Source organism: Rhizobium sp. Root1220, assembly GCF_001426265.1.
In the GTDB taxonomy this organism is placed as follows: domain Bacteria; phylum Pseudomonadota; class Alphaproteobacteria; order Rhizobiales; family Rhizobiaceae; genus Rhizobium.
In genome coordinates, this window is sequence record NZ_LMDG01000033.1 from 140,128 (window position 1) to 155,091 (window position 14,964).

Consider the following 14,964-nt stretch of genomic DNA (forward strand, 5'->3'; position numbering starts at 1 on the left):
GTGCGTGGCAACGGCCATTTCGGCCCGAAAACCGTCGTAAACGGAACGACACTCCACCCATTCTGCACTAAGCTGCATCAGGAGACTGCGCAGGGAAGAGGAGCCAGGCGCAGGCTGCAACATTTTCAACGGAGGAGATGAAGATGAGCAAGAACCGAGGCGTCGTCTACATGCGGCCCGGCAAGGTCGAGATCCACGACATCGACGATCCGAAGCTCGAGGCGCCAGACGGTCGCCGGATCGAGCACGGCGTGATCCTGAAGGTGATCTCCACCAACATCTGCGGATCGGACCAGCACATGGTGCGCGGCCGCACCACGGCGATGCCCGGCCTCGTGCTCGGCCACGAAATCACCGGCGAAATCATCGAGAAGGGCATCGACGTCGAAATGCTCAACGTCGGCGACATCGTTTCCGTGCCCTTCAATGTCGCCTGCGGGCGTTGCCGCTGCTGCAAGTCGCAGGACACCGGCGTCTGCCTGACGGTCAATCCGTCGCGCGCTGGCGGCGCTTATGGCTATGTCGACATGGGCGGCTGGATCGGCGGACAGGCTCGCTATGTCACCATTCCCTACGCCGACTTCAACCTGCTGAAATTCCCCGACCGCGACCGGGCGATGGAGAAGATCCGCGACCTCACCATGCTTTCCGACATCCTTCCGACCGGCTTCCACGGCGCTGTGCGGGCGGGCGTGGGGGTCGGCTCCACGGTTTATGTTGCAGGTGCCGGTCCGGTCGGGCTAGCGGCGGCGGCCTCCGCCCGCATTCTCGGTGCTGCCGTGGTGATGATCGGCGACTTCAACAAGGATCGCCTTGCCCATGCGGCCCGTGTCGGTTTCGAACCGATCGATCTTTCGCAGAGCGATCGCCTCGGCGACATGATTGCCCAGGTGACCGGCAGCAACGAGGTGGACAGCGCCATAGACGCCGTCGGCTTCGAGGCGCGGGGCCATAGCGGCGGCGAGCAGCCGGCGATCGTTCTCAACCAGATGATGGATATCACCCGTGCGGCCGGTTCAATTGGCATTCCCGGGCTTTACGTCACCGAAGATCCGGGCGCAACGGACAGCGCAGCCAAGAGCGGCAACCTGTCGCTACGCTTCGGTCTCGGCTGGGCAAAGGCCCAGTCGTTCCACACCGGCCAGACGCCGGTGCTGAAGTACAATCGGCAGCTGATGCAGGCAATCCTGCATGACCGTCTGCCGATTGCCGATATCGTCAATGCGAAGGTCATTCCGCTCGAAGAGGCGGTTCAGGGCTACGAGAGCTTCGACCAGGGTGCCGCCACGAAATTCGTCCTCGACCCTCACGGAGATGTAGCGAAGGCTGCCTGAAAACCACGTCTCCCAAGACAGATGCAGCGGGCGCCCATTGCGCCCGCTGTGTCGTATCGCCTCGTCGACCGTTTTGGGCGATGATCGCCTATTCGAAATCAAGCAGCAGAGGGCGATGGTCCGAGACCTCCGGCTGTTCAACAACTTGGAATGTCCGAATGCCCACGTCGGGAGTTACCAGCAGGTAGTCAGCAAAGCGGCCTTCCCTGGTGTAGTGCGAGGTTCGCGTATCCGTGTAGCCACGCGTTGTCACCAGATCCTTCAGTCCCAGACCCGCAAGCGCCTCGAACATGACGCTGCCCGGCAGGACATTGAAGTCGCCGCAAACGACCAGCGCCTCACCCTGACGCCAGAGGCGCTCGATCAGCCCGACCAGAGCATCGGCCTGGGCGTGGCGCGCCGGTGTATCGCCCTTGCCTGCCAGGTCGCGTAGACCGTGAAGCTGAGCAATGGCTACGGGGCGATCGGCCGCATAATCGAAAAGCCGGACGCAGTGCGCGTTTCGTGCGCGAGGATGCGGTCCGTAGCTGTCGCCGGAGAAGCTTCCGTGCACGAAATCCATCGCATGGCCGATGATCGGATACGTTCCACGCACAAAAGTCGCGAGGCCGAATTCAGACCAGACCTCCGCATCGCCATCGAACAGCTTGCCCCTCGCCATCGGCGCGAAGAAGGCGTCATGGGTCGGGAGAATGGCCTTGATCTCATCGAAGAGATTGGCGCGTTGCGGGAGAATGTGGATGCCATCGCGATATTCCAGCCAATCCGAAGAGACCGTGACCGAACGCGTGACTTCCTGCAGGCAGAGGACATCCGGATCGGCGGCAGCCAGATAGTGCATCAGTGGTGCATGCAGCTTGCCACCCCAGGCGTTCAGCGAGATCACGCGCACCGCACCCTCCCAATCGATATCCTGGCGCTTTCCCGATCTGATTCAATCAAACGCTCTATGTCTCTGTTTTCGCGCAGTTCTTGTCGACAAGCTCTAGCGCTTCTTGAAGGGCTCCATTCCCTTGCGGGCCAGTTCGTCAGCACGTTCGTTTTCGGGGTGGCCGGCGTGGCCCTTGACCCAGTGCCACTTGACCTTGTGGCTCTGGTTGGCCGCGTCGAGCGCCTGCCATAGCTCTCCGTTCTTGACCGGCTTCTTGTCGGCGGTCTTCCAGCCGTTCTTCTTCCAGCCGAATATCCACTTGGATATGCCATCCATGACGTATTTGGAATCGGTGTGGAGATCGACCTCGCAGGGGCTTTTCAGTGCCGTCAGCGCGGAGATGGCGGCCAGCAATTCCATGCGATTGTTGGTAGTGTCGGCCTCGCCGCCGCAGAGTTCTTTTTCCACGTCGCCGTAGCGCAGCACCGCCCCCCAGCCGCCTGGGCCGGGATTTCCGGAGCAGGCGCCGTCCGTGTAGATGTCGACGTGCTTCATGCCGAAATTCCGTACTCTACAGCGGATGAAATCTGCCGGTGAAAGCGCAGCTTGCGCAGATATTCAAGCGGATCCTTCTTGGTGACCAGCGCGCCTTCCGGCGTCGTCAGCCAGTCGTAGAGCCGTGTCAGGAAGAAGCGCAGCGCCGAGCCGCGTGCCAGTATCGGCAGTGCCGCAAATTCGGCTTCGGCGAGCGGTCGGACGCTCTGGTAACCCTCGAGCAGCGCCATGCCCTTGGTGATGTTGTAGGCGCCATCCTTTTCGAAACACCAGGCGTTGAGGATGATCGAGACGTCATAGGCGAGCAGGTCGTTGCATGCGAAGTAGAAGTCGATCAGGCCCGACAGGTCGTCGCCCAGGAAGAAGACGTTGTCGGGGAAGAGATCGGCGTGGATGACGCCCGACGGCAGCTCCTTCGGCCAGTGGGCCGAGAGAAAAGCGAGCTCGCTGCGGATCTCGTTCTGCAGGCCCTTTTCGACTTCGTCCGCGCGAGCTTCGGACTTGTCCCAGAGCACCTGCCAGCCATCGACGGAGAGCGCATTGGGCCGCTTCAGTTCAAAGCCGTCGCCGGCGACATGCATCTGCGCCAGCGCCTTGCCGACCTCGCGGCAATGCCGGGCTTCGGGCTTGCGCAACCACATGCCTTCCAGAAAGGAGATGAGTGCTGCCGGCCGGCCGGACAGTGTGCCGAGCAACGCGCCATCCTTGCGCGGCAGCGGTAGCGGGCACGACAGGCCGCGGGCGGCGAGGTGCTGCATGAGACCGAGGAAGAAGGGCAGGTCGTTCTTCTCGACGCGCTTTTCATAAAGCGTCAGGATCAGCGGATCCCTCGAGGTGTGCAGAAGGAAGTTCGAGTTTTCGACGCCCTCCGCGATGCCCTTGTAGGACAGCAGCGTGCCGGTGTCGTACTCCGTCAGAAACCACTTCAAATCGTCTTCGGAAATATCGGTATAGACTGCCAATTTATGTCCCGCGAAAATGTTGCGTCGATAACACGTCTACTAAAAGGTTGAGGAGTACCTCACCCATTCACAAACGCCATGTCGGCCGATGTCAGCTCGATATTGCGCAGCTCGCGATTGACGAGGAAATGTTCGTTTTCCTGGACCGTTTCAGCAAGCTCGACGCTGGCGTCGAAACGCGCGCGGAAGGCCTCGATGATCTCATTGACGATCACCTCGGGTGCGGAAGCACCGGCCGAAAGGCCTAGCGTTCCGATCGCTCCGATGTCATCCCAGTCCAGCTCCGAGGCGCGCTGCACGAGGATCGACTTCTTCGCCCCTGCCCTCAACGCCACTTCAACGAGACGCTTGGAATTGGATGAGTTCGGCGCGCCGACGATGATGAACAGATCGCAGCCGGGGGCTGCCTGCTTGACGACTTCCTGACGGTTCGTGGTCGCGTAGCAGATGGAATCGGCGGCTGGTGCCGTCAGGTTCGGAAAGCGCTCCTGCAGGCGTGCGATGACACCGGCCGTATCGTCTACCGAAAGCGTCGTCTGCGTCACGTAGCCCATGTTGTCGGGATCGACGGGCACATAGGCATCGGCATCCTCGATGGTCTCGATCAGCGACACCGAACCCTCCGGCAGCTGCCCCATGGTGCCGATCACTTCCGGGTGCCCGGCATGTCCGATGAGGATCACATGGCGGCCGAGCTTGTTGTGGCGCATCGCCTGCTTGTGGACCTTGGAAACCAGCGGACACGTGGCGTCCAGGTAGAAGAGATTGCGGCTTGTCGCATCCTCCGGAACCGACTTGGGAACACCATGGGCGGAGAAGACGACCGGCTGGGCGCGATGCTCTTCCGGAATTTCGTTCAACTCCTCGACGAAGACAGCGCCCTTGGCTTCCAAGCCCTCCACAACATAGCGATTGTGGACGATCTCGTGGCGGACATAAACCGGTGCGCCATAGGATTTCAACGCCAGCACGACGATCTGGATGGCGCGGTCGACACCGGCGCAGAAGCCGCGCGGTCCGCAGAGCCTGATCATCAAGGGAGGTTTCGCCGCAATATTCATGTCTGTTCCGGTTTGTAGGGATAGGGCTCTCTAGCCCAATATAGGTGAGAATTGAAGCGATACTATTGCGTGGGTGGGTTGCCGCGCTTGCGGAACCGGGCGATTGCGACGATCACCACCAGCGTCGCGGCCAGTCCGTACCAGGTGAAGGCGTATTGCAGATGGTTGTTGGGCAGAGCGACCTCGGTGACGCCACCGATCGGCAGGCCCTTGGGATTGGGCGTATCGTCGGCATCGACGAAGAAGGGCAAGACGCTTGCCTTGTCGAGCCCGACGCTCGACGCCATCACGTCGAGATCCTTCCAGTAAAAGATGTTCTTGGCGATATCGTTGTCGGGAACCACCCACGAGGGCTTGCCGGGCAGCTTGGCGCGCGCAAGGCCGGTTACCGTCTGCTCGTCTGTCAACTGGCCCTGCATCCGCATTTCCGGTTCCTTGTTGTCGTAAGGAACAAAGCCGCGATTGACGAAAAGATAGCGGCCGTCGGCAAGCTGGAGCGGAGTGTAGATGTAGTAGCCGGTCTGGCCGCGCCAGGTGGCAAAGAAGTGCCGCTCGCGGCTGTTGTCATAGACGCCGGACGCGGTGACCTCGCGGTATTCGATATCCCCACCTTTGGCCACCATCGCCTCGATGTCGACAAGCGGCACCGGCGGCGTGGAGCGGCGCTCGGCGATGTCGGCCAGCAAGCCTTCCTTCCAGTGGAGACGTTCGACCTGCCAGGTGCCGAGGGTGATAAGGATGGCGAGCGCTATCAGCACCGCAATTCCCGTCAGGACGGGCCGATGGCGGCGAGCCGCCGGGCTTTCGATGTCAGTCACGTGAAAGGCGTCCTTCGCGGGCATTGTGACGGTATTGCATGGCGATCAGGATGCCCTTGCACCAGCGCAAGGCGATCAGGGAGAGAACGATCGTGAGTGGGCCGAAGAGAAGGATGTGCATCCAGATCGGCGGCGAGTAGTTCACCTCCAGCCAGAGCACCGAGCCGATGACGATGAAACCGACGATCAGGATGACGAAGACGGCGGGGCCATCGCCGGCATCGGCGAAATCGTAGCCGAACCCACAAGCGGCGCAACGGGGCTTCAGCCCCAGCAAACCGTCGAAGAGTTTCCCCTGGCCGCAGCGCGGGCAGCAGCCCTTGATACCTGTTTTCACAGGATCGACAGGTGGGAAATGCGCGCTGTCCTCGTTCATGCTATCCTTCCAGCTGGCTGTGCTTCTCGGGGCGCCTGCCTTAAGTCACCCATAATGTATTCGCAGAACGAAAGGAAATGCCTGCGCGCTTTCGCCTCACCGATTCGCGCCAAACAGAAGAAGAAAACTGATGACCAACGACAGCTCGGCCGGACAGATCGTAATCCTGAACGGCGCGCCGCGAAGCGGAAAATCATCGATCGTGAAGGCGGTCCAGTCGCAATTCGACGGGCCGTGGATGAACTTCGGCGTTGACACTTACAACGAGATGACACCGGAGCGGTACCTGCCAGGAATCGGTCTAAGGCCTGGTGGCGAGCGCCCGGATCTCGAGGAGCTGGTGCCTTTCCTCTATGCTTCGCTCTACGAGTCGATCGCCATTCATGCGGGGCTAGGCCTCAATGTCGTCGCCGATCTCGGCCACCACGACGCCTACTCCCAGCCGCTCGGCATCCTTGCCGATTGCGCGCGCCGCCTTGAGGGATTGCCGGTTCTTTTCGTCGGGGTCAGATGTCCAATCGAGGTCATCATGAAGCGGCGCGAACTTGTCGTTCCCGGTCGCGAGTCGCTCTATAGCGCGGCAACCGAAACAGGCACCGTTCCTGACCCTGTGCGACGTTGGCAGGAAGAGGTCCATATTCCGGGCATCTACGACCTCGAACTCGATACATCGGTGCTGACGCCCGCCGAATGCGCGGAGGCAATACGACAGCAGCTCGACATCGGCATTCCGGAACCTTCCGCTTTCGAGCGCATCGCCGAGGCGCGCTGATCGGCCAACGAAAAAGGCGGGAGCCGTGACACCCGCCTTTTCTATTTTCACTTCCGCTCTGATCAGCCCGCGAGCGGCGCACCCCAGCCGCCCCAGACGTAGATGCTGAAGAACAGGAAGAGCCAGACCACGTCGACGAAGTGCCAGTACCAGGCAGCGGCTTCAAAGCCGAAGTGCTGCTTTGGTGTAAAGTCTCCACGCATCGCGCGGATAAGGCAGACAATCAGGAAGATCGTGCCGACCAGAACGTGGAAGCCGTGGAAGCCGGTCGCCATGAAGAAGGTCGCGCCGTAGATCGAGTTCTTGAAGGCAAACGGCGCGTGAGCGTATTCGTAGGCCTGGACGGCGGAGAACAGGATGCCGAGCAGAACCGTCAGCGTCAGGCCCTGGATCAGACCCTTGCGATCATTGTGCAGCAGCGCGTGGTGCGCCCAGGTCACCGTCGTGCCCGACAGAAGCAGGATGACGGTGTTGTAGATCGGCAGGTGCCACGGATCCAGAACCTCGATGCCCTTTGGCGGCCACTGGCCACCGGTGAAGGCCAGACGCGATGCCTGGATGGCTTCATGCGGATAGAGGCTGGCATCGAAATAGGCCCAGAACCAGGCAACGAAGAACATCACTTCGGAAGCGATGAACATGATCATGCCGTAGCGCAGGTGAAGCGAGACAACACGCGTGTGCGCGCCGTCATTCGCTTCCTTTATGGTGTCGGACCACCAGCCGAACATGACGTAGAGAACGATGGCAAGGCCGATGAAAAAGAGCCAAGGATGAGCCCATTCGATCCCGAAGATATGCAGCGAGCCGCCGTTGACGTAACGCATGAAACCAACGCCGCCGAACGCCATTACGAAGGCGCCGATCGAGGCTATCAGCGGCCACGGGCTAGGATCGATGATGTGATAGTCGTGATGTTTCTGATGCGCATCGGCCATGTATGCTATCCCCGGATCTCTTCCTCTTCGTTCCGGCTTAACCGGAAACGACCCTCAATCAAAGTTTCTTTTCAAGCTCTTCCGGTCCACCCGCATTCGAAGCGAGCGGCTTCGGACCCTCTTTCGGATAGAACGTATATGACAATGTAACCGTATGGATATCCTTGGATTCCACGGCCTTCGTGATATCCGGATCGATATAGAACACCACTGGCATTTCAAGTTTTTCGCCCGGCTTCAGGACGGTTTCGTTGAAGCAGAAGCACTGCACCTTGTTGAAATAAACGCCCGCCTCGCCCGGCGTCACGTTGAACACCGCCTGGCCACGCTCGGGCTTGTCCGATTTGTTAACGGCGGTGAAATTGACCTGGATGGTTTCGCCGATCCTCGGATTGACCTCACGCTCGACTGGCTTGAAGTCCCATTCCAATCCAGGCGCGACGTTGGCGTCGAAGGTGACGCGCATCTTGCGATCGAGAACCACGGTCGAAGCCTGCTCCACGCGCTGCGTCGTGCCGTTGTAGCCGGTGAGCTGGCAGAACATTCGGTAAAGCGGCACCGCCGCATAGCTGGCAGCGCCCATGCCGAAGACGAAGGCAAGGCACATGAAAACGACTGCGCCATTGTTGCGCGGCTTCCTGGGCGTGCTCTGCGTTTCGCTCATGTTACATTCGCCCTACGTAAACTTCACGATGGTGATCGCGTAAAAGAGCACCACGAGGCCCGCCAGGACCAGGCCAAGGGCGACGTTACGGTTGCGGCGCGACTTGCGTTGCGCTTCGGTAAGCTTGACCGTATCCATCAGAAAAGGCCTCCCGCATGCCAGACGAGCAGCGCGGCAGCCCGGTCAACCATCAGGGCCGAGAAGATGGCAAACAGATAAACGATGGAGTATGCGAAGAGCTTCTTTGCCGGAACCATCTTCTCGTCGCCATCCGGCATGCGCCAGACGGCGATGGAACAGTATATGAATATCGCGCCGAGCGTGGCGGCGACAAAACCGTAGGCGGTGCTGGCAAAGCCGAGCATCGTCGGAGCCACACCGCAAAGTGCGGTCAGAATGGCGTAAGCAACGATCTGATGCTTGGTGACCCGCTCGCCGGCCACGTTCGGCAGCATCGGCACGCCGACGGCCTCGTAGTCGCGCATCTTGAACAGGGCAAGCGCCCAGAAATGCGCCGGCGTCCAGAGGAAGATGATCATGAAAAGCGCGACGCTCTCGATGGTGACGGTGCCGGTGACGCAAGCCCAGCCGATCATCGGCGGAAACGCACCGGCTGCTCCGCCGATGACGATGTTCTGCGATGTCGAGCGCTTCAGCCACATTGTGTAGATGACGGCGTAGAAGAAGATAGTGAAGGCGAGGATCGAGGCTGCGAGCCAATTGACGGCGAGCCCGAGGATCGTCACCGAGAAACAGGAAAGAACCAGACCGAAGGCCAGCGCTTCACTTGGCGCGATGCGTCCGGCGGGGATCGGGCGCTTGGCGGTGCGGGTCATGATTGCGTCGATATCGGCGTCGTACCACATGTTCAGCGCACCCGAAGCGCCGGCGCCGACGGCGATGCAGAGAATGGCGATCAGGCCGATGACCGGGTTGATGTGACCGGGTGCCAGCACCAGGCCCGCAAATGCCGTGAAGACCACAAGCGACATAACGCGTGGCTTCAGCAGCTCGAAATAATCGCGCGCACTCGCTTCCGACAGGCGAAACTCGCTGTCGTGCGCAAGAGCTTTGCGATTGCCGATTACTGTCATTGTCTCGTCCTGCAAACTTTAAGGCGACCGCCACACTGTAACACGTGGCGGTCGCAATTTCTCGCATCTTACTTGATGCGCGGAAGCTGTTCCCACTGGTGGTATGGAGGCGGTGAAGACAGCTGCCATTCGAGCGTCGTTGCACCCGGACCCCATGGATTGTCACCGGCAACGCGCTTCTTGGCGAAGGCTTCGAAGACACCGTAGAGGAAAATCAGCACGCCGAACGCCGAGATGTAGGAGCCGATGGAGGACACGTAGTTCCAGCCGGCAAACGCATCCGGATAGTCGATGTAGCGGCGCGGCATGCCGGCGAGGCCGAGGAAATGCTGCGGGAAGAACACCAGGTTGACGCCGATGAACATGACCCAGAAGTGCAGCTTGCCGACGAACTCGTTGTACATGTAGCCGGACATCTTCGGGAACCAGTAGTACCAGCCGGCGAAGATAGCGAAGACGGCGCCGAGCGACAGAACGTAGTGGAAGTGAGCCACGACGTAATAGGTGTCATGCAGCGAGCGGTCGAGGCCGGCGTTTGCCAGCTGGACGCCCGTCACGCCACCGACGGTGAACAGGAAGATGAAGCCGATCGCCCAGATCATAGGCGTGCGGAAGGTGATCGAGCCACCCCACATCGTCGCGATCCAGGAGAAGATCTTCACGCCGGTCGGAACCGCGATGACCATCGTCGCGAAGACGAAGTAGCGCTGGGCGTCGAGCGACAGGCCAACGGTGTACATGTGGTGCGCCCAGACGACGAAGCCGACGGCGCCGATCGCGACCATGGCGTAGGCCATGCCGAGATAGCCGAACACCGGCTTCATCGAGAAGGTCGAGATGATGTGGCTGACGATGCCGAAGCCCGGCAGGATCAGGATGTATACTTCCGGGTGACCGAAGAACCAGAACAGGTGCTGATAGAGGATCGGGTCACCGCCGCCTTCAGGCGAGAAGAAGGCCGTGCCGAAATTGCGGTCGGTCAGCATCATGGTGATCGCACCGGCAAGAACCGGCAGCGACAGGAGCAACAGGAAGGCGGTGATCAGCACGGACCACGCGAACAGCGGCATCTTGTGCAGCGTCATGCCGGGCGCGCGCATGTTCAGGATGGTGGTGATGAAGTTGATGGCGCCGAGAATCGAAGATGCACCGGCAATGTGGAGCGCAAAGATCGCAAGGTCGACCGCCGGACCCGGCGTGCCCGAGCTCGATAGCGGCGGATACATGGTCCAGCCACCGCCGGCACCATAGGAACCCGCAGGACCTTCGACAAACATCGACATGATGAGCAGCAGGAATGCCGGAACGATCAGCCAGAAGGAGATGTTATTCAGGCGCGGGAATGCCATGTCCGGAGCGCCGATCATGATCGGCACCATCCAGTTGGCGAAACCGCCGATCATTGCCGGCATGACCATGAAGAAGATCATGATCAGCGCGTGAGCGGTGGTGAACATGTTGAACATCTGCTTGGCGCCGTCGATGGCGGCGTCGCCTTCGTAGCCGTAGACCATGGCTGCCAGACCGTGGAAGATCTGGATGCCCGGCTCCTGCAGCTCCATGCGCATGGCAACGGAGAGCGCGCCGCCGATGATGCCGGCGATGATCGCGAAGATCAGGTAGAGCGTACCGATGTCCTTGTGGTTGGTCGAAAAGAGCCAACGGTTGACGAAGCTCGGCTTGTGCGAGTGATCGTGGTGGTCGTCATGGGCGTGCGCGCCATGAGAGTGATCATGCAAATGATGATCGTCGTGCGTGGAAGGTCCAGCCATGTCCCGTTCCCTCTTCCCTTACTTTGCGACGTTTTCGGCGACGTCGACGATCTTTGCGGGACCATCGGTTGCGGCCATGAGTGTCTTGTACGCTCCAGGCAGATCGGAAGCGGCGGCGGCGAGCCACTGCTTGTACTTGTCCTCGGAGACGACGCGGATGGCAATCGGCATAAACGCATGGTCCTTGCCGCAGAGCTCGGAACACTGGCCGTAGAACAGGCCTTCGCGCTCGGCCGTGAACCAGGTCTCGTTCAGGCGGCCCGGCACGGCATCGATCTTGACGCCGAAGGAGGGCATCGCGAAGGCATGAATGACGTCGGTCGGAGCTGCGGTCACCAGAACGCGCACGGTCTTGTTGACCGGCAGCACAAGCTCGTTGTCGACCGTCAGCAGGCGTGGATAGATTGCCTTGTCTTCCTTGCCGGCGGCAGCGCGATCCTGATCCTTGAGTAGGAAGGAATCGAAGGAGAGCGGATTGTCGCCGGTGCCTTCGTATTCATAGTTCCACTGCCACTGCGTTGCGGTGGCCTTGATGGTCACGTCCGGATTTTCCGGCAATGTCAGCTGAGCGGTCAGAAGGTTGAACGACGGAACTGCCAGGAACAGGAGGACTAGAACCGGCCCCACTGTCCAAGCCACTTCGATCAACGTGTTGTGGCTGGTCTTCGACGGCACGGGGTTCGCGCTGGCGCGGAACTTGAAACAGACGAGGAGAATGAGGAACAGAACAAACAGCGTGATCGGAACGATAAACCACAGGGTATATTGTTCGAACCAACGAATGTCCCGCATGATCGGCGTAGCTGCGGGCTGCAATGTTGCCTGCCACGGCGTCGGCTGGTCGGCATAACTGCCGGAAGCAAAAAGCAGACAGACCAGCGCGGTCAGAGCTGCATAAGCCTTCTTAATCACCTTATTATCTCCCTCGAGCGCTGATCTGCGCAGAAATGCGCGCAGAATCCTTGCCATCCTTTGCGCTTCAAACCACAGTTTGGCATTTGTCGCAACAGGCCAAAGCATTTGTCTGTGCGGCATTTTTGCTGGAAGACAATTTCCGCCCAAGCATAGCGAAACGTTCCATCTTTTTCGCCACGCCGTGGTAAAAGGCCTCGCTGGCCACCGTATCCGCGAACATTCTTGGTCAAACGTCCCATTTCCGCCGCAGTCCCCGGCTTTTCACCATGTGGGGCTTTTCATTTCGCATGACGGGCCTCAATTTAGCGGCACTGATTCGAATTGCAGAGGTTTTCATGGGTTTCCGTTCCCTCGCACGGCCGTTTGTGCTGACAGCGTGCATCGCGGCTGCGGCTGCGGCTCCCGCTTTTGCCCAACAGCAACCTGCGCCAGCGCAGCCCGCCCCCGCCCCCGCCGCGCCGGCGACACCGAATGCGACCCAGGCGACGCCTGGACAGGCACAGCCACAGGCGCCTGGCACCGTGAGGTCGAACCATGGCGCATGGTCTGTCGTGTGCGACAAGCCGGCAGGTGCTTCGGCGGAACAGTGCGCGCTGATGCAGAACGTCATCGCCGAAGACCGGCCGGAAGTCGGACTGTCGGTCGTGGTTCTCAAGACCGCTGATCGCAAGTCGAAGATCCTTCGCGTGCTGGCACCGCTCGGCGTGTTGCTGCCGAACGGTCTCGGCCTCAATGTCGATGGCAAGGATATCGGCCGCGCCTATTTCGTGCGCTGCTTTGCCGATGGCTGCTATGCGGAAGTCGTGCTCGAGGACGAGTTGCTGAAGACGTTCCGCAGCGGAGCCAGCGCCACTTTCATCGTCTTCCAGACGCCGGAAGAAGGCATCGGCATCCCCGTAGACCTCAAGGGTTTTGCCGAAGGCTACGACGCCCTCCCCTGATCGTCTCTATTTCGGGACTTGCTCGAACCGCTCACCGGACCTACATCGGCTTGAAGCATTCCTGCTTCAGCGGAGCATAAAGACATGAACACCGATCTCCTCACGCTATTCGATGCCGACGAAGCGAAAATGCGTTCGCTCGTTGCCGAGGCGCTTTCCGGTGCGGACGACGGGGAACTCTTCATCGAACATGCGCAGTCGGAATCGCTGATGTTCGACAACGGCCGCCTCAAGGGCGGCAGCTTCAACACCGAGCAGGGCTTCGGCCTGCGCGCCGTTGCCGGCGAAGCGGTCGGCTATGCACATGCGGGCGATCTTTCGGTCTCGGCGCTGAAGCGTGCCGCCGATGCAGTCGGTGCCGTAACGCGCGGTTATTCCGGCAGCTACGCCGCAGCGCCCCAGGGAACGAACAAGCGGCTATACAGCGACGAAAATCCGATCGGCTCGCCGACCTTCGAGGAAAAGGTCAAGGTTCTTCAGGATATCGACGCCTATCTTCGCGGCAAGGACGACAAGGTACGGCAGGTGACGGCATCCGTCGCCGCCAGCTGGCAGGTTGTCGACATCCTGCGCGCCGACGGTCACCGCGTCCGCGATATCCGCCCGATGACGCGCATCAACATCTCCGTCATGGTCGGTGAAGGCGAGCGTCAGGAAACCGGCTCCTACGGCAGTGGCGGCCGTGTTGGCTTCGGCGATTTTCTCGCAGCGGACAGCTGGCAGTACGGCGCCGACGAGGCGTTGCGCCAGGCACTCGTCAATCTCGACGCGATCGAAGCGCCGGCGGGCACGATGGATGTGGTTCTCGGTTCCGGCTGGCCCGGCGTCATGTTGCACGAAGCTGTCGGCCATGGACTGGAAGGCGACTTCAATCGCAAGAAGACATCGGCCTTTGCCGGTTTGCTTGGCCAGATGGTTGCAGCCCCCGGTGTCACGGTCGTCGACGATGGTACGATCGACAATCGTCGCGGCTCCATCACCATCGACGACGAAGGCACGCCTTCGGCCTACAATGTGCTGATCGAAAACGGCAAGCTGGTCGGCTACATGCAGGATCGGCAGAATGCCCGGCTGATGGGGATGAAGGCGACCGGCAACGGCCGCCGCCAGGGCTATGCCCATGTGCCGATGCCGCGCATGACCAACACCTACATGCTCGGCGGAGACAAGACGCCGGAAGAGATGATCGCCTCCGTGAAAAAGGGCATCTATGCCGTCTCGTTCGGCGGCGGCCAGGTCGACATCACATCGGGCAAATTCGTTTTCGGCTGCACCGAGGCCTATCTCATCGACAACGGCAAGATCGGCGCACCGGTCAAGGGCGCCATGCTGATCGGCAATGGGCCGGATGCGATGAAGCGCATCTCGATGGTCGGCAACGACATGAAGCTCGACACTGGTATCGGCAATTGCGGCAAGGCCGGCCAATGGGTCCCGGTCGGCGTCGGCCAGCCGCATCTCAGGATGGATCAGGTCACGGTCGGCGGCACCCAGGCCTGATTGCAAATTGAAGAGATTGCTCGACCTCTAATGGTCGAGCGGTCGATGCCAGGCCGATTACGACGTTTTCCCGTCCGGCCGGAACAGCCACCTGCGCTGGATAGCTGCGGGAAGATTCAGTTCGTTCTATGGGCAAAGAGCAGGATGTGGCCAAGAACGTCGGGCCTCGTCGGCTAGGTCGCGGGCCATGCCTCGTCGGAGCGACCCTTGCGGCGGCCCCTGCCACCGATGCGGTTCCAGGCCCGGTTGAGTTCGTTCATTTCTGGAGCTTAAGCCGAAACCAGTCGTCGGCGCACTTTATGCCGTTTTCATCGGCATAGGCTCTCGATGCCCGTTCGAATTTCCCGGCAAGCTCGTCCAGCATGATGCTCTCTCCTTCGGGGAGGAGAAC

General features: G+C 60.6%; 16 protein-coding genes and 1 pseudogene. 4 read left to right on the plus strand and 13 right to left on the minus strand.

Going from position 1 to position 14,964, the window contains the following annotated elements; genetic code table 11:
* Positions 1–143: 143 nt before the first annotated feature.
* Positions 144–1,334, plus strand: coding sequence for a formaldehyde dehydrogenase, glutathione-independent (gene fdhA / locus ASC90_RS19835; RefSeq protein ID WP_056544906.1), 1,191 nt, complete (start codon positions 144–146; stop codon positions 1,332–1,334).
* Positions 1,335–1,422: 88 nt separating this feature from the next.
* On the opposite strand, the gene ASC90_RS19840 is transcribed toward fdhA, so the two are convergent.
* The 6 genes from ASC90_RS19840 to ASC90_RS19865 all read right to left on the minus strand — a co-directional run bounded on the left by ASC90_RS19840 (position 1,423) and on the right by ASC90_RS19865 (position 5,977).
* On the minus strand, positions 1,423–2,226 hold the full coding sequence (locus tag ASC90_RS19840; RefSeq protein WP_056544091.1) for an endonuclease/exonuclease/phosphatase family protein: 804 nt from the start codon (positions 2,224–2,226) through the stop codon (positions 1,423–1,425).
* Between the two features lie 93 nt (positions 2,227–2,319).
* The gene (gene rnhA / locus ASC90_RS19845) at positions 2,320–2,760 is read right to left on the minus strand and encodes a ribonuclease HI (RefSeq protein ID WP_056544094.1); all 441 of its coding nucleotides are present in this window, start codon (positions 2,758–2,760) and stop codon (positions 2,320–2,322) included.
* Entirely contained in the window at positions 2,757–3,722 is a 966-nt protein-coding gene (locus tag ASC90_RS19850; RefSeq protein ID WP_056544097.1) for a homoserine kinase, read from the minus strand. The genes rnhA and ASC90_RS19850 overlap by 4 nt, the downstream gene beginning before the upstream one ends.
* Positions 3,723–3,781: 59 nt before the next feature.
* On the minus strand, positions 3,782–4,783 hold the full coding sequence (ispH, locus tag ASC90_RS19855; RefSeq protein ID WP_056544099.1) for a 4-hydroxy-3-methylbut-2-enyl diphosphate reductase: 1,002 nt from the start codon (positions 4,781–4,783) through the stop codon (positions 3,782–3,784).
* 62 nt (positions 4,784–4,845) lie between these two features.
* Positions 4,846–5,601 carry an SURF1 family protein gene (locus tag ASC90_RS19860; protein WP_056544909.1) on the minus strand — a complete coding sequence of 252 codons (756 nt, stop codon included), beginning with the start codon at positions 5,599–5,601 and terminating at the stop codon, positions 4,846–4,848.
* On the minus strand, positions 5,594–5,977 hold the full coding sequence (locus tag ASC90_RS19865) for a DUF983 domain-containing protein (RefSeq protein WP_056544102.1): 384 nt from the start codon (positions 5,975–5,977) through the stop codon (positions 5,594–5,596). The genes ASC90_RS19860 and ASC90_RS19865 overlap by 8 nt, the downstream gene beginning before the upstream one ends.
* 130 nt (positions 5,978–6,107) lie before the next feature.
* Between ASC90_RS19865 and ASC90_RS19870 the strand changes: the two genes are divergently transcribed.
* Positions 6,108–6,749 carry a chloramphenicol phosphotransferase gene (locus ASC90_RS19870; protein WP_056544106.1) on the plus strand — a complete coding sequence of 214 codons (642 nt, stop codon included), beginning with the start codon at positions 6,108–6,110 and terminating at the stop codon, positions 6,747–6,749.
* Between the two features lie 62 nt (positions 6,750–6,811).
* Here ASC90_RS19870 and ASC90_RS19875 read toward each other — a convergent pair whose 3' ends face one another.
* The 6 genes from ASC90_RS19875 to coxB all read right to left on the minus strand — a co-directional run bounded on the left by ASC90_RS19875 (position 6,812) and on the right by coxB (position 12,129).
* Positions 6,812–7,687 (minus strand): cytochrome c oxidase subunit 3, encoded by an 876-nt coding sequence (locus ASC90_RS19875; RefSeq protein WP_056544110.1) that lies wholly within the window; start codon positions 7,685–7,687, stop codon positions 6,812–6,814.
* Between the two features lie 58 nt (positions 7,688–7,745).
* Positions 7,746–8,351, minus strand: a complete 606-nt coding sequence (locus ASC90_RS19880; RefSeq protein ID WP_056544113.1) for a cytochrome c oxidase assembly protein — start codon at positions 8,349–8,351, stop codon at positions 7,746–7,748.
* A 12-nt stretch (positions 8,352–8,363) separates the two neighbouring features.
* Positions 8,364–8,489 (minus strand): hypothetical protein, encoded by a 126-nt coding sequence (locus ASC90_RS30300; protein WP_056544117.1) that lies wholly within the window; start codon positions 8,487–8,489, stop codon positions 8,364–8,366.
* On the minus strand, positions 8,489–9,445 hold the full coding sequence (locus ASC90_RS19890) for a heme o synthase (RefSeq protein ID WP_056544120.1): 957 nt from the start codon (positions 9,443–9,445) through the stop codon (positions 8,489–8,491). Before ASC90_RS19890 ends, ASC90_RS30300 begins: the two co-directional genes overlap by 1 nt.
* A gap of 68 nt (positions 9,446–9,513) precedes the next feature.
* The gene (gene ctaD / locus ASC90_RS19895) at positions 9,514–11,217 is read right to left on the minus strand and encodes a cytochrome c oxidase subunit I (protein WP_056544123.1); all 1,704 of its coding nucleotides are present in this window, start codon (positions 11,215–11,217) and stop codon (positions 9,514–9,516) included.
* An 18-nt stretch (positions 11,218–11,235) separates the two neighbouring features.
* Complete coding sequence (gene coxB / locus ASC90_RS19900) at positions 11,236–12,129, minus strand: cytochrome c oxidase subunit II (RefSeq protein WP_200950927.1); 894 nt, start codon at positions 12,127–12,129, stop codon at positions 11,236–11,238.
* Between the two features lie 338 nt (positions 12,130–12,467).
* On the opposite strand from coxB, the gene ASC90_RS19905 reads away from it, so the two are divergent.
* Both ASC90_RS19905 and tldD read left to right on the plus strand, forming a co-directional pair.
* Complete coding sequence (locus ASC90_RS19905; protein ID WP_056544914.1) at positions 12,468–13,073, plus strand: invasion associated locus B family protein; 606 nt, start codon at positions 12,468–12,470, stop codon at positions 13,071–13,073.
* An 84-nt stretch (positions 13,074–13,157) separates the two neighbouring features.
* Entirely contained in the window at positions 13,158–14,573 is a 1,416-nt protein-coding gene (gene tldD / locus ASC90_RS19910) for a metalloprotease TldD (RefSeq protein ID WP_056544126.1), read from the plus strand.
* A 57-nt stretch (positions 14,574–14,630) separates the two neighbouring features.
* Here tldD and ASC90_RS19915 read toward each other — a convergent pair.
* Positions 14,631–14,937 (minus strand): annotated as a pseudogene (locus ASC90_RS19915) (pyrophosphatase).
* Between the last annotated feature and the right edge of the window lie 27 nt (positions 14,938–14,964).

Bases quoted from the DNA above. Each gene is read 5' to 3' on its own strand.
- fdhA (WP_056544906.1), top strand. From the start codon at position 144: ATGAGCAAGAACCGAGGCGTCGTCTACATGCGGCCCGGCAAGGTCGAG.
- rnhA (WP_056544094.1), bottom strand. From the start codon at position 2,760: ATGAAGCACGTCGACATCTACACGGACGGCGCCTGCTCCGGAAATCCC.
- ispH (WP_056544099.1), bottom strand. From the start codon at position 4,783: ATGAATATTGCGGCGAAACCTCCCTTGATGATCAGGCTCTGCGGACCG.
- ASC90_RS19865 (WP_056544102.1), bottom strand. From the start codon at position 5,977: ATGAACGAGGACAGCGCGCATTTCCCACCTGTCGATCCTGTGAAAACA.
- ASC90_RS19870 (WP_056544106.1), top strand. From the start codon at position 6,108: ATGACCAACGACAGCTCGGCCGGACAGATCGTAATCCTGAACGGCGCG.
- ASC90_RS19875 (WP_056544110.1), bottom strand. From the start codon at position 7,687: ATGGCCGATGCGCATCAGAAACATCACGACTATCACATCATCGATCCT.
- ASC90_RS19880 (WP_056544113.1), bottom strand. From the start codon at position 8,351: ATGAGCGAAACGCAGAGCACGCCCAGGAAGCCGCGCAACAATGGCGCA.
- ASC90_RS30300 (WP_056544117.1), bottom strand. From the start codon at position 8,489: ATGGATACGGTCAAGCTTACCGAAGCGCAACGCAAGTCGCGCCGCAAC.
- ASC90_RS19890 (WP_056544120.1), bottom strand. From the start codon at position 9,445: ATGACAGTAATCGGCAATCGCAAAGCTCTTGCGCACGACAGCGAGTTT.
- ctaD (WP_056544123.1), bottom strand. From the start codon at position 11,217: ATGGCTGGACCTTCCACGCACGACGATCATCATTTGCATGATCACTCT.
- ASC90_RS19905 (WP_056544914.1), top strand. From the start codon at position 12,468: ATGGGTTTCCGTTCCCTCGCACGGCCGTTTGTGCTGACAGCGTGCATC.
- tldD (WP_056544126.1), top strand. From the start codon at position 13,158: ATGAACACCGATCTCCTCACGCTATTCGATGCCGACGAAGCGAAAATG.